This is a genomic window from Marinobacter sp. DSM 26671, from assembly GCF_900112835.1.
Lineage (GTDB): Bacteria > Pseudomonadota > Gammaproteobacteria > Pseudomonadales > Oleiphilaceae > Marinobacter > Marinobacter flavimaris.
Genome location: NZ_FONF01000004.1, coordinates 198,869 through 212,402, shown reverse-complemented (window position 1 = coordinate 212,402; position 13,534 = coordinate 198,869). Strand labels below are relative to the sequence as shown.

The window sequence follows — 13,534 nt, the reverse complement described above, 5'->3', positions numbered from 1 at the left end:
AACGAAGTGGACAAGGCGCGGCCAACTGAACAAAACTAATGGTGGTCATAAACGGCGCTGTCTGCTTCATTAAATGAACGGCCATGCTAGACTTCAAGACTGTCCCGGCACCGGACGCGGGCGGATACGACTCAAACAGCGGGAGTATGCTGTGAATTTTTCGGTACCACCCTCCACCCTTGCCACCAACCCGACACTCGCGGTGCTGGGTTTCAAGCGCCAGTTGGTTTATCACCTGCATTTCTGGGCATTTATCGCCGTAGCGCCCCTGGTTCTGGTGCAATGGCAGCAATCCCATTATCTGCTTTCCGCGGTACTGGTCCTGTTCTGCACGAACGCCCTTCTGGTTATCGCATTCCTGAGGTTCCGGGGCACCTACTTCCTCAAAGGCCGTCTGTTTCCACTGCTCGCCGTGGTCAGTGCCGCCTACTCGACACACATCAATGGCCATGCCGGCCTGTACTGGGCCTACCCGGCGGCCACGGCCCTGTTCTTTTTACTACCGCTCAGGGAGGCGATTGGAAGTAACATTGTTTTCGTTGTCGTTATGGCCGTCGTGTCCTTTTTACGATTTCCCGAGGCCGACTTCTGGCGGATAACCTTTTCGCTGGGCCTCACGTGCCTGTTTGCCATGATTTTCGCCTGGCTGGTGGGCAAGCTTCAGCAGGAACTCACGCGACTGGCAACCACCGATCCCCTGACCGGCTGTCTGAACCGTTCGCAACTGGCTGACATCCTCAACGGTCAGATTCAGATGCGGGAGCGGTATGAGCGGGTCTCCAGCCTGATTCTGCTGGACCTTGACTACTTCAAGACGATCAACGATCAGTGGGGTCATCTGGCCGGCGACAAGGTGCTCACGGAAATGGCACTGCGCCTGAGATCCCGCCTGCGCGAGAGCGATCAGCTGTTCCGGATTGGTGGTGAGGAGTTCATGATCGTTCTGCCGGAAACCCGCCAGAAAGATGCCGATGTGCTGGCGAATCAGCTTTTGACCAGCATCAGCGCACGGCCATTCCTGGAAGATATCAAGGTAACCGCCAGTGCCAGTGTCGCCGAGGTCAGCAAGGGTGAGACCTGGTCAGTCTGGCTGAACCGGGCGGACCAGGCGCTTTACGAAGCAAAATCCCGGGGTCGCAACCAGGTCGTCAACGCGGCCCGGCCGCTACCGGTTGTAGGCCGGGGTGCCGAGGATATGCCCGATTCCGCATCGGGCTAAGGAAAGCCCGCCCCGGGGGTTATCCCTCGCAGCGCTTGCGAAACTCCCGATAGGCACTGAAAACTTCCCAGGGGCACTCCAGATGGGGGTAGTGCCCGATATTCCTGAGGGTGACCACATCACCATCGGGCATCAGTTCCCTGTAGCGTCTGACCATGCCGGCACCCGAGACCGGATCGGCGGTACCCGAAATCAATCGCATCGGCTGCGTTGCCTTCTGCAGCGCGCCAACCCACCGGTTGCGGTGACAGCGTCGTTCTTCCATGAACTGGATCAGATGATGCAGGATGCCCCGGCCGTTGTTGTAGGTCAGCAGGTGCCAGAAATCCTCCATATCCTGTCGATCAGGCGGATTCTGGCTTCCGAATAACCGGCGGAAGTTTCGCTCGAAACTGCGTCGGGTCAGGCCTCGGCTGATCAGCCCGCCAAAGGGGCTCCCCAGCAGCTTCTGAATAAGCAGGGGATTGTGGACCTCGGGGAAAAGGGCGCCGTTGAGGAAACAGACACTCGCAATCCGGAATGGCAGCAGGTCCTCTTGCTCCCTCGCCAGAAGCTCCTGGGCAACACTGCACCCGTAGTCATGAACCAGAAGGTGCACGGACGGCAGACCCAGACCCTCAATCCAGCCCTGAAACAGATCCGCCTGGTCTTCAATGCTGTAATCGTAATCGGCGGGTTTATCGGAAAAGCCAAAGCCCAGCATGTCCAGGGCCAGCACGTTGTGCTGCTGAATCAGCATCGGCCAGAGTCGATTCCAGTCCCAGCTGGCAGTGGGAAATCCATGGATCAGCACCAGCGGTTCTCCCGAGCCTGCCATCCGGCTGAAGATGGCATGTCCCTCGAAACTGAACCACTTACCTCCATGTTGCCACCCTTCCAGGGTGCCTTCCTCGCGCCCCGCGGCGGAAACCCCACCAACGGTCGGCATCACCTCATCCATGCATTGTCCCCGACGAACATTGATAGCCTGAAACTGTAGAACAAACCGGCCGCCACTGCCATAGCCCCACCGCCCATACCATTGGGCGTGGCGGCCAAAGTGGTCTTTTCCGACGATGCCTGCGTAAAGCGTAGAGATGGCGGGCAAATTGCCTTAAGCTTTGGCCCTCGTAAGACACTGCTAACCGGAAAAGACTATGAGTAAACTCCTTGACGACCTCTCAGGGCACTTCCGTGCCATCATCGATGGCCTGGGCGAAGACCCGGATCGCGAGGGTCTGCAAGACACTCCAATGCGCGCGGCCAAGGCCATGCAGTTCCTCACGTGCGGGTACCAGCAGGACCTTGGCGACCTGGTGAACAATGCGGTATTCGAATCGGCCATGGATGAAATGGTCGTGGTTCAGGATATCGAACTCTACAGCATGTGTGAGCACCATATGCTGCCGTTCATCGGCAAGTGCCACATTGCCTACCTGCCCGCTGGCAAGGTACTGGGCCTGTCCAAGTTTGCCCGCATCGTCGACATGTACGCCCGCCGTCTGCAGATCCAGGAAAACCTGACCCGACAGATTGCCGAAGCTGTTGAGAGCGTCACGGGCGCCAAGGGCGTGGCCGTTGTCATCGAAGCCCAGCACATGTGCATGATGATGCGGGGCGTGGAGAAACAGAATTCCCGCATGAAAACCTCGATGATGCTGGGGCAGTTCCGCAAATCCCAGGCGACCCGCACAGAGTTTCTGACGCTGATCAGTAACAATCGCTGAACTATCTGACCCGAGGGAGGGCGCATGACAGACGTCAACGGGAATCACCTGGCAAAAGTCCGCATCAAGGATCTTCTTCTCAGGGCCTACATCGGCATCAAGGAAGAAGAAATCAATAATCAGCAGGACGTGTTGATTAACGTCGCGCTGACTTACGATGCCTCTGAGGCGGTAAACCGGAATGAAATCTCTGCCGCCCTCAACTATCGCACCATCACCAAGCAGATCATTCACCACGTGGATGGCAATCGCTTCGCCCTGCTGGAACGCCTGACCCACGAGGTCCTGACCATTGTCATGGAACACGAGGCGGTCCAGTGGGCCGAGGTGGAAATCGACAAGCCCCACGCGCTACGCTACGCGGAGTCCGTGTCTGTCTGTCTGCAGGCACACCGTTAATCCAGCGAGGTTTCGCCAGCATCATGCCCAGTACCAGCCCGGAACAGTTGCGTGACATCCTGACCACTGTCAGGACCATCGCCCTTGTCGGCGCGAGTGAAAAGACCAGCCGGCCTTCCCATGAGGTCATGGAGTACCTGCAGTCCCAGGGCTACCGAATCCTACCGGTCAATCCCCGCCTGGCAGGTCAGACCGTGCTCGGTGAAACGGTATACGCCGACCTCCGAAGCCTTCCCGAACCGGTGGACATGGTTGACCTGTTCCTGGCGCCGGAGCGCACCGATGCGATTATCGACCAGGCCATCGATCTGAAAATCCCCGTGGTCTGGCTCCAGATTGGCGTCATCAACCATGAAGGGGCGGCGCGAGCGGAAGCCTCGGGGCTGACCGTGGTGATGGACCGTTGCCCCAAGCAGGAAATTCCCCGGCTGGGGATTGCCAGAGTTTCCGGAAACGCCTGATACCCGATCTGCATCAGGAACTGCGTCACACTTCCAGCACTCTTCTGTAACCGGTCTGTCAGGTCTGACATAATCACCGGACATAAAACAGAAGACTGGTAGAGCCATGTGGTTCCGACGTAAATCCAGCAAACAGCACCGACATTCCGTCTCGGCGCCGTCGGCGCTCGCAACTCATTCGGACTCCCCTGTTTCGACTCTCCAGCGGGTGCGCTTACCGGTGGACCTTCTCCAGCCCGGCATGCGCGTCGTGAGCCTGGACCGGCCCTGGACCCAGGTGCCGGTTCTGTTTCAGGGCTTCACCCTGACTGATGACAACCAGGCGCAGATTCTGCGGCAGTACTGTGAGTGGGTTCTGGTGGAGGATGAAGAATCACGCCTGAACCCGGTGCTCGATCAGATCTCGCTACTCAAGCGTCGCACCAGCGAACCGCTGCCGGAAACCTGCTCTCTCCAGCAGGAACTCCCAAGGGCACACGCAACCTGGAGCCGGACCCAGGCCTTTGTGGAAGAAGTCACCCGACAGATTGAAGCCGGTAATGACCTCAACCTGCAGAGCGCCCGCCCCATCATCCGGGAGTGCGTGGACAGCGTGAAAGCCAACGCAAGCGCCATGTTCTGGATGAGCCGGATAAAGTCCCGGGATGCCTACACCGCAGAGCATTGCCTCAGGGTGGCTATATTCTGTGTCGCCTTTGCCCGCTTCCTGGGCATGCCGGACGAGGACCTGGAGACCGTGGGCATGTGCGGTCTTCTGCACGACATTGGCAAACTCAGGGTTCCCGACGAGATCCTCAATAAACCCGGCGCGTTGACGCCGGAAGAGCACAGCATCATGCGACAGCACACAACGCTGGGTTACGAATTGCTTTGTGCTGATGTCAATCTGGATCCGATTATCAGCGATGTCTCCCGTCACCACCATGAACGCATGGATGGTCGCGGCTATCCTGAACAGCTGGCGGAGTGGCAGATCAGCCGTTTCGCCCGTCTGGTTTCCATCGTCGACGCCTTCGATGCCATTACCAGCGACCGGTGTTACCGGGATGGGCTACCGGCCTCCGAAGCCATTCGCATCCTGTTCCGTAACCGCGGCCAACAGTTCGACGCTTCCATGGTGGAAGCCTTCATACGGATGATTGGCGTGTATCCGCCCGGCAGCCTGGTCGAGCTGTCGACGGGCGAAGTGGCCATCGTCCTGGCGACCCACCCCCGGCGCAAGCTGAAACCAAAGGTGGAGGTGCTGCTCAATGGCGACAAGCAGCCAGTCACCCCGCGTATCATCGACCTGGGAGGCACGGGTTCCGAACCTGACGAGGGTTCTCCGGAAATTGCACGGCCACTGTCCGACGGCGCCTTTGGAGTCTCGCTTCGGGACCGAATCAAGCAACTGATGGCGGTGGCCGGTAGAAATGCTTCATAATTGCGCTGGCGCTGCCGACTGCCCGGTACCACCGTTTAAAGTCACGGAGTAACCTGTGGAACAACCTGTATCACCTCCCAAACCTGTTGTCTCGGGCCTGCTGAGCCCGCTGTTTCCGGTGGTGATCTTTCTGGTTTTCCTGGGTCTGGCAGCCGGCCTGCGCTACGGGCTGGTACAGCAGGACAAACGTCAGATAGAAGCAAACCTGACCAACGAAGCCCGGGCCATGGCCAACCACCTGGAGCGGGAATTTCTGATCCACGCCGAAGCCATCCGGCGCATGGCCAAACGCCTGGAGGCAGACCCTGCCAAAACCAAACAGGAGTGGCGGCGGGATGCCCGCAACTACCTCGACGACTTCGGCGTTTACCAGGCCATTGAGTGGATTGACTACGATTTCATTATCCGCTGGCTGGAGCCGATTACCGACAACGAAGAGGTCATCGGCTACAACGTCGCCTTCAACGAGGAACGGCGCCAGGCACTGGAACGGGCGAAACAGTCCGGCAGCTGGGATCTTTCCGGTATCATTAATTTGCGCCAGGGCGGCAAGGGCATGGTGATCTATGCACCGGTGGGTGCCGGCCCCGAGAATAATGGCTTTATAGCGGGCGTGTTCAGAATGGAAGTGCTGGCGCGCCAGCTTCTCACCGAGCGGGTTCTGGACTCCTTCCGGGTCGAGATTCGCGAGGCCGGCGAGGTGAGCTATGAACTGAACGTGTCCCAGCCGGTTAGTCGCGACTTTGCCCAGACCCAGGACGTTAATTTGCCGACCCTGGACTGGACATTGACCCTGCGCCCTTCCACTGAATGGGTGGAAAGCCAGTACAGCTATTGGCCGGGGATGACCTTTGCAACCCTTTTGCTGATGGGTCTGCTGACCAGTCTGACCACGCTGCTGGTACAGCTCATTCTCAAGCGCAACCGCGCGCTGCTGAAGACCCGCCGGGAACTGGATCAGGAAATCGCGCAGCGCACCGCCATTCAGAAAGATCTGGCGCGACTGGAATCCACCGACACCCTCACCGGCCTGGCGAACCGTCGGTTCTTCATGGAAGACCTGTCCCACACCCTGAACATTGCCGATCGCCAGATGCGCCAGGTTGCCCTGGTGATGCTGGACCTGGACCGTTTCCAGACCCTCAACGACTCCCTCGGCCACCAGTTCGGGGATGAACTGCTGATCAAGGTGTCCGAGCGGCTGAACCGCCTCAGCAATGAACGCCTGCTGGTGGCCTACTCCGGGGGCGATGAGTTCATGTTCTGCCAGCAACAGGTGGACGACATTGACGACATCATTCACCTGCTGGGCCAGATCAAACAGTGCTTCGACCAGCCCTTCGATGTTCAGGGACAGTCCCACAGCATTACCGCCACAATGGGTGTAGCGGTGTACCCGCAGAGCGGTCTGGATGCGGATACGCTGTTGCGCAATGCCGACATTGCCCTCTACCGGGCCAAGGAACAGGGCCGGAATACCTATCAGTTCTATACCGAGGGCATGCAGCAACGGGAAGTCATGCGTCTTGAACTGGACAAGGATCTGAGCCAGGCCCTGGCCAACAACGAATTCGTGCTCTTCTATCAACCCCAGCTGAACCTGAACACCGGTGAAATCCAGAGCGTCGAGGCGCTGATCCGCTGGCGCCATCCCCGCCGCGGTCTTCTGCCGCCGGTGGAGTTTATCCCGCTGGCGGAAGAGAGCGGTCGGATCACTGATATCGGGCGCTGGGTGGTCATGGCGGCCTGTCGGCAGTTGGCCGCATGGAAAGGCACTCCCCATGAGGGCCTGCGCATTGCGGTCAATCTCTCGGGCCGGGAGCTGGACGACGAGGATCTGGTGGACCACATTCGGGAAGCCCTGGCGGCGGAGAATGTGCCGGCGAATCGCCTGGAGGTCGAGCTCACCGAGGAAATCTTCATCCAGAACATCGAGCACAACCTGAATCAGCTTTCGCGTCTGCACCAGTTGGGTGTTCACCTTGCCATTGATGACTTCGGGGTGGGTTATTCGTCGCTCGGTTACCTTCGGGATTTCCCCGTTGACCTGCTGAAAATCGACCGCTCGTTTATCACGGAAGTCACGGAACGCCATGACGACGCGGTGATTACCCGGGCGGTGATCAACCTGGCTCACAACCTGGGTATTGAGGTGGTGGCCGAGGGTGTGGAAACCGAGGAGCAGCTGAGTTTCCTGAAGAATCATCGATGTAACTTTGCCCAGGGTTATCTGATCAGCCGACCGATTCCGGTTTCCGACCTTGAGAAGGCCCTGGCTTCCGGTGTTCTGGTGGCGGGCATTACGGCCGATTCCGGATTGTAATTGCCGCGGCCCGTCCCCAAGATACGGGTAAATCCTTCAGGTGAGATTCTATGGCCGCGCAATACCTGACTCCGGAGCAGGACGATAAAATTCGCCAGTGGGAACGCTGGAACCGGAACTATTTCATTTTCGCGTTTGTGGCGCTGACCGTCATTCTGGTGTTCAGCAGTCAGCTTGGGTTGTCCAGCGGTGAAAGCTGGGGCCCCCTGGGTGTTCTGATCGCTGCGCTGATCACGCCTATTATTGTTCTGCAGCTGAAGCTGGCGTGTCCGGCTTGTGGCCACAAGATTGGCTGGCAGGCGAAGCTGATGGCGCCGGATCAGTGCAAGACCTGCGGTACGTTTCTTCGCTCGCGGGATTGATAGCCGTCCTTCGATTTTCCCTCCTCAAGAAAACCTTTGACCTGTGAGTTGCTCACAGGTTTTACTCTATTCTTAATTGGTTTAGAGTTTGCCGTGCTGAGGTGGGTACGGTCCGGTTTTACACCCGCGAGAACCTGCTCAAACCGACCCGTAACCCGGACAACAACTACCAGCAGTTCGATGCCGAGGATCTTCGACGGCTTCGGTTTGCCCGTAAGGCGCGGCAGCTGGGATTTTCGTTGCCTGAGATAAGACAGATCCTGGATCAGGCGGACAATCATCATTCGCCGTGTCCGATGGTTCGGGATGTGTTTCAGCACCGGTTGGCGGAGGTTGAGCGGGAGATTCAGGAGCTGCAGCAGTTGCGCAAGCGGATGACCGCCGCGCTGGCCGCCTGGCAGGACATGCCGGATGGTACGCCCGATGGCCATACCATTTGCCGGTTGATCGAACACTGGGATGATCCGGCGCCCTGTTGCGGGGCAACTGAACAGAACGAGGAGTGATTCTGGATGACTGACACACCTGTTTTACAAACCACTCTCAGCATTTCCGGGGCTTCCTGCCAGGGCTGTGTGAAGAAGATTCGCAGCGCCCTGGAGCCGTTGACAGGCGATGCTGAGCTGGTTGAGGTCGATCTGGAAAAACAGACCGTGGACCTGCCGGAGGGCGTGGATGCTGATGAGGCGGCTCGGATTGTCACCGAGACCGGCTACCCGGCCGAGCCTTTCCAGGAAGACGCCGAGCCGGCCAGTTGCTGTTCTTCAGGGAATGAGGATGAGGCCGATACCGCCGACGACTCTGAAGATCAGGCAACCGAGGCAGATTCTGCTCCGACTGGTTCTGGGGCAGCAGCCGGTGCGGACGGGCAGATTCATCTGTCAGTGACCGGTGCTACCTGTTCTTCCTGTGTAAACACCATTGAGAAGGCCCTGATGTCGGTCTCCGGTATCCGCCATTCCCATATGAACCTGGCGGACAATACCGCCACGGCCACGGGTGATGCCGATCCCGAGGCGCTGGTGAAGGCAATAGAAAATGCCGGTTATGGCGCCAGCGTGATCGAGGACGAGGACGAAGCGGACGCACGCAAGCAGGAGGAAGACCGGAAGCAGTACAAGACACTGCTGATAAAGATGGCCGTGAGTCTGAGCCTGGGTCTTGGGCTGATGGTCTACGGCATGGGTTTCGACACCATGATGGTGACGGATGCCAATCAGCTCACCTGGCTGAACCTGGGCATTCTCACTCTTGGGGTAATGATCGCTACCGGACGACACTTCTACACTGGTGCTTGGAAGGCATTCCGGCACCATAACGCCAACATGGACACCCTGATTGCCCTGGGTACCGGCACCGCCTGGCTTTATTCCATTGTCGTCACCAGTATTCCCGGCGCGTTGCCGGAGATGGCTCGCCATGTCTACTTTGAGGCCTCGGCGATGATCATCGGCCTGATCAACCTGGGTCAGGCCCTGGAGCTTCGGGCCAAAGGCAAGACATCGGAGGCGGTGCGCCGGTTGCTGGACCTGCGGGCGAAAACCGCGCGGGTGATTCGGGATGGTGAAGAGCAGGACATTCCGGTAGAGGAGGTTCTCAAGGGCGACCACATCCGGGTAAGACCCGGTGAGAAACTGCCGGTCGATGGCGTGATTGCCGAAGGCTCTACTCGCATTGATGAGAGCATGCTCACCGGTGAGCCCATGCCGGTGAGCAAATCGGAAGGCGATGAGGTGTCTGCCGGCACCCTCAACACCCATGGTTCGATTGTCTACGAGGCCACCCGGGTTGGCAGTGACACCGCGCTGGCTCAAATCATCAAGCTGGTGAAAAAAGCCCAGGGCTCGAAGCCTGCCATTGGACGGCTTGCGGACAAGATTTCGTCGGTGTTCGTGCCCACCGTGATGCTGATTGCCGTCGTGGCGGCGCTGGTCTGGTACAACGTCGGGCCGGAACCGGCGGTGGTTCATATGATGGTGGCCGCCACCACGGTGCTGATCATCGCCTGCCCCTGCGCCCTGGGCCTGGCCACGCCCATGTCGGTGATGGTTGGCGTTGGCAAGGCGGCGGAATACGGCGCCCTGATCCGCCAGGGCGATGCGCTGCAGACCGCCGGTAAGCTGGACCTGGTGATACTCGATAAAACCGGCACCATCACCGAAGGTCATCCGGCAGTTACCCGGGTTCATGCCAGCGACGGTGAAGAGCAACGCCTGCTGGCGCTCGCGGCGGGGCTGGAACAACACTCCGAACACCCTTTGGCCGAGGCGATTCTGGCGAAGGCCAAAGAAAAAAGCGTTCAGCTGGAGAAGCTGACCGGTTTCGAGGCCCTGAATGGTAAAGGCGTGCAAGGTGAACTCGACGGCAAGCCCGTGCGTCTGGGCAACCGCCGCTGGCTGGAAGACCAGGGCGTTGCGCTGGGCGATCTGGACGATGCCGCCCACTCGATTACCCAAGAAGCCGGCACGCCCCTGTTTCTGGCATTGGGCACCGAAGCTCTGGGGGTCATTGGCGTTGCCGATGCCATCAAACCGGACTCCAAGGCTGCCATCCAGCGCCTTCACAAGGCTGGCATCAAGGTGATGATGGTCACAGGCGATGTCGACGCCACCGCAAAGGCCATCGCGAAAAAAGCCGGCATCGATGACTATCGCGCGGAAGTGCTGCCTGAAGACAAGGCCGAGGTGGTCAGTGAAATGCGCGGCAAGGGCCACACAGTCGCCATGGTCGGCGACGGCATCAACGATGCTCCGGCCCTGGCGGCGGCGGACGTCGGTTTTGCCATCGGCACCGGCACGGATGTGGCCATTGAGAGCGCCGGCATCACGCTGATGCGAGGCTCGCTCCACGGCGTGCCCGATGCCATCGAGATCTCCCGGGCCACGGTGAAAAATATTCACCAGAACCTGTTTGGCGCGTTCGTATACAACACAATGGGTATTCCGGTGGCCGCCGGCCTGCTCTACCCTGTCTGGGGAATACTGATGAGTCCGATACTGGCCGGCGCTGCCATGTCCCTGTCTTCGGTGACGGTGGTTTCGAACGCCAACCGTCTGAGGTTGTTCCGAACCAGTCACCGTCCGGAACAGAACGACAGCAACAGTGATCCGAAACAGCAACAGGAGCGGAACTGATGGAAACAATGCTGGTCAACGTCGGAGGTCTTGCCCTGATGGCAGCCATCGTCTGGTGGTTCTGGCTTTCCGGTTCTGACGACACAGGCTCAAGTAAACATCAACATCACCACTGAGGTACTTGCCATGAAAAAACACACCCTGGCTTTTGGCCTGATGGCAGCCCTGGGATTCAGCACCACGGCGCTGGCAGCCGGCGCAGCCCAGAGCATCCACGTTTACAAATCCCCGACCTGCGGCTGCTGTGATGACTGGATAGATCACCTGAAAGAAAATGGCTTCGAGGTGGAGGCGACCAACACCAACGATATGGGCAGGATCAAGGCCGACGCAGGCCTGATTGCCGGTCTTGGCAGTTGCCATACCGCATTCGTGGGTGACTACGTCATCGAGGGCCATGTGCCAGCCGAGGACATCAAGCGCCTGATCAGCGAAGCACCCCAGGCCACCGGCCTCAGCGTGCCCGGGATGCCCATGGGGTCACCCGGCATGGAAATGGGCGACCGGAAAGATCATTACAAGGTCATCCTGTTTAACGAGGCGGGACAGACCCGGATCTTTTCCGAGCACAATTAACGCCAATAACCAGGCAAGGGCCGGTATTTATCGGCCCTTGCGGCCTCCTTTTCCTCCCGCTTCCTGCCAGTCCCTGTCTGTTTTTTCTACACTCTGGTTAACCAGTGTTCTATCATTGGCGCCCAGAAACCCAGAAAAATCCGAGAGGGATACTCGTTGAGCCTTAAAACCCGCATCCTTGGCCTGGCCGCCAGTCTCATCATCGTGGCTTCCGTGGCTTCGTGGCTGGCCTACCGGGAGCTGTCCGAGAGCATCATCGAACGCTGGGGCCAACAGGTCGCGGAAATACAGGTTCGCTACGACAGCGCCCGCCTGCTGCAGTCCCTGGAGCGGGAAATCGGGTTGGCCAAACAGATGGCCAGTTCCTCCGCCCTGATCAACTGGGCCGCTAATCCGGATGACACCGCACTCCAAGCTGAAGCCATCCGCCAGATGGAGAGTTTTCGTTCCAATTTCCGGGACAACAACTACTTCGTTGCCCTCGTCAACAATGCCCACTATTACTACAACAACGAGGAGAACGAATACGCCGGTAACCAGTTCCGATATGTGCTGGATAAAGACAAGCCGGATGACGCCTGGTTTTTCCAGCTCATAGAAGAAGGTCGCGACTTCCACCTCAACGTAAATCCGGATACCGAGCTGGGTGTTACCAAACTCTGGATTGATGTGCTGATGCGCGATGAGGCCGGCGAAATTGTCGGTATGGTCGGAACCGGTCTGAGTCTGGATGCTTTTCTGCAGGATATTGTCGACATCGGTCAGGAGGGCATCACCACCCTGTTCGTGGATTACAATGGCGCCATCCAGCTCTATCGCGACCGGAACTACATCGACTTCGCCAGCATCATCAAACCCGAAGGCCAGAAGAACACCATCGACCTGCTGTTCGATGATCCCCAGGACAAGCAGCAGATTCTCGGTATGTTGCAGCTTCTCAAGAAGCCGGGCGACCAGGCCGGCCAGGTGGAAAGCGGCTTCGTGACGGTGGATGGCCGCAAGCATCTGGCCGGGGTTGCCTTCCTGCCGGCGATTGGCTGGTTTGAGATCACCCTGCTTGACCTCAATACACTCTTGCCAACCAGCTATCTGTGGCCGCTGGTGGCGGTATTCCTGGGCACACTGCTGGTCACACTGGTGCTGTTCCACCTGATTATCCAGTCCCGGATTCTCAAGCCCATCATGAGCCTGAAACACGCCGTGGAAAAAGTCCGGGAGGGCAGCTTCGATCTGCCGCGGCTGGATAAACCGGATAATGAGATCGGCTGGCTGGCGGATCATTTCGAGAAAATGACCCAGAGCCTCGGCCACTCTACCCGGGAACTCGAAGAAAAAGTCGCTCAAAGAACGGATGAGTTGAACCGACTGGCCCGCGTCGATCCCCTGACCGGCCTGAAAAACCGTCGCGGCCTGGACGAAGTGCTGGATGAGGAAATCCAGCGGGCCCGCCGCCAGGAGACCGGCTTTGGCGTGATCTGGCTGGACATTGACCATTTCAAGAGCATCAATGACAACCTGGGCCATCAGGCCGGCGATCAGATCCTGTGCCGGGTTGCCCTGTGGCTGAAAGCCGGCGTGCGCCCCTACGACCATCCGGGACGCTGGGGTGGGGACGAGTTCGTGGTCCTGTTGTCGCCCTGCGATCCAGAGACACTACACCGTATCGCCCTCCGCATCCGGGAATCCGTGGAACAGGAGAGCCGCAAAACCGGCACCCAGGTCACCGTCAGTGTTGGTGGCTACTTTGCTCTGCCGGGTGACAGCACCGATACCATTCTTCGTCAAGCGGATCGGGCGCTTTATCAGGCCAAGGATGAGGGGCGCAACCGGGTCTGTATTACCACCTCGGAAGACCCGGAGATTAACCCCGCGTAACGGGTCTGACTCATACCGCCATAACCGTTATACTCCGCCCCATCATTCATTTTTTT

Annotated in this window: 12 protein-coding genes; 11 read left to right on the top strand and 1 reads right to left on the bottom strand. The window is 58.8% G+C overall.

Annotation, left to right across the window (positions count from 1 at the left end):
- Positions 1 to 151: 151 nt before the first annotated feature.
- On the top strand, positions 152 to 1,219 hold the full coding sequence (locus tag BM035_RS06415) for a GGDEF domain-containing protein (RefSeq protein ID WP_014578682.1): 1,068 nt from the start codon (positions 152 to 154) through the stop codon (positions 1,217 to 1,219).
- 19 nt (positions 1,220 to 1,238) lie between these two features.
- On the opposite strand, the gene BM035_RS06410 is transcribed toward BM035_RS06415, so the two are convergent.
- Positions 1,239 to 2,159, bottom strand: coding sequence for an alpha/beta fold hydrolase (locus tag BM035_RS06410; protein ID WP_008172759.1), 921 nt, complete (start codon positions 2,157 to 2,159; stop codon positions 1,239 to 1,241).
- A gap of 196 nt (positions 2,160 to 2,355) precedes the next feature.
- Between BM035_RS06410 and folE the strand changes: the two genes are divergently transcribed.
- The 10 genes from folE to BM035_RS06360 all read left to right on the top strand — a co-directional run bounded on the left by folE (position 2,356) and on the right by BM035_RS06360 (position 13,478).
- The gene (gene folE / locus BM035_RS06405) at positions 2,356 to 2,925 is read left to right on the top strand and encodes a GTP cyclohydrolase I FolE (RefSeq protein WP_008172758.1); all 570 of its coding nucleotides are present in this window, start codon (positions 2,356 to 2,358) and stop codon (positions 2,923 to 2,925) included.
- 24 nt (positions 2,926 to 2,949) lie between these two features.
- Positions 2,950 to 3,324, top strand: a complete 375-nt coding sequence (folX, locus tag BM035_RS06400) for a dihydroneopterin triphosphate 2'-epimerase (protein WP_053113274.1) — start codon at positions 2,950 to 2,952, stop codon at positions 3,322 to 3,324.
- Positions 3,325 to 3,347: 23 nt separating this feature from the next.
- A complete protein-coding gene (locus BM035_RS06395) occupies positions 3,348 to 3,785 on the top strand; it encodes a CoA-binding protein (RefSeq protein WP_053113275.1) in 438 nt (145 codons plus the stop codon).
- A 106-nt stretch (positions 3,786 to 3,891) separates the two neighbouring features.
- A complete protein-coding gene (locus BM035_RS06390) occupies positions 3,892 to 5,208 on the top strand; it encodes an HD-GYP domain-containing protein (protein WP_092030762.1) in 1,317 nt (438 codons plus the stop codon).
- A gap of 55 nt (positions 5,209 to 5,263) precedes the next feature.
- On the top strand, positions 5,264 to 7,531 hold the full coding sequence (locus tag BM035_RS06385; RefSeq protein ID WP_254775401.1) for a bifunctional diguanylate cyclase/phosphodiesterase: 2,268 nt from the start codon (positions 5,264 to 5,266) through the stop codon (positions 7,529 to 7,531).
- A 50-nt stretch (positions 7,532 to 7,581) separates the two neighbouring features.
- Positions 7,582 to 7,893: a hypothetical protein gene (locus BM035_RS06380; RefSeq protein WP_008172753.1), complete on the top strand. Its 312-nt coding sequence runs from the start codon at positions 7,582 to 7,584 to the stop codon at positions 7,891 to 7,893.
- Between the two features lie 101 nt (positions 7,894 to 7,994).
- Positions 7,995 to 8,399, top strand: a complete 405-nt coding sequence (locus tag BM035_RS06375; protein WP_175497349.1) for a MerR family transcriptional regulator — start codon at positions 7,995 to 7,997, stop codon at positions 8,397 to 8,399.
- Between the two features lie 6 nt (positions 8,400 to 8,405).
- Positions 8,406 to 11,027 carry a heavy metal translocating P-type ATPase gene (locus tag BM035_RS06370; protein WP_092030759.1) on the top strand — a complete coding sequence of 874 codons (2,622 nt, stop codon included), beginning with the start codon at positions 8,406 to 8,408 and terminating at the stop codon, positions 11,025 to 11,027.
- Between the two features lie 126 nt (positions 11,028 to 11,153).
- Entirely contained in the window at positions 11,154 to 11,603 is a 450-nt protein-coding gene (locus BM035_RS06365) for a DUF411 domain-containing protein (protein WP_008172744.1), read from the top strand.
- A 156-nt stretch (positions 11,604 to 11,759) separates the two neighbouring features.
- Positions 11,760 to 13,478: a diguanylate cyclase gene (locus BM035_RS06360; RefSeq protein WP_092030758.1), complete on the top strand. Its 1,719-nt coding sequence runs from the start codon at positions 11,760 to 11,762 to the stop codon at positions 13,476 to 13,478.
- Positions 13,479 to 13,534 lie beyond the last annotated feature (56 nt).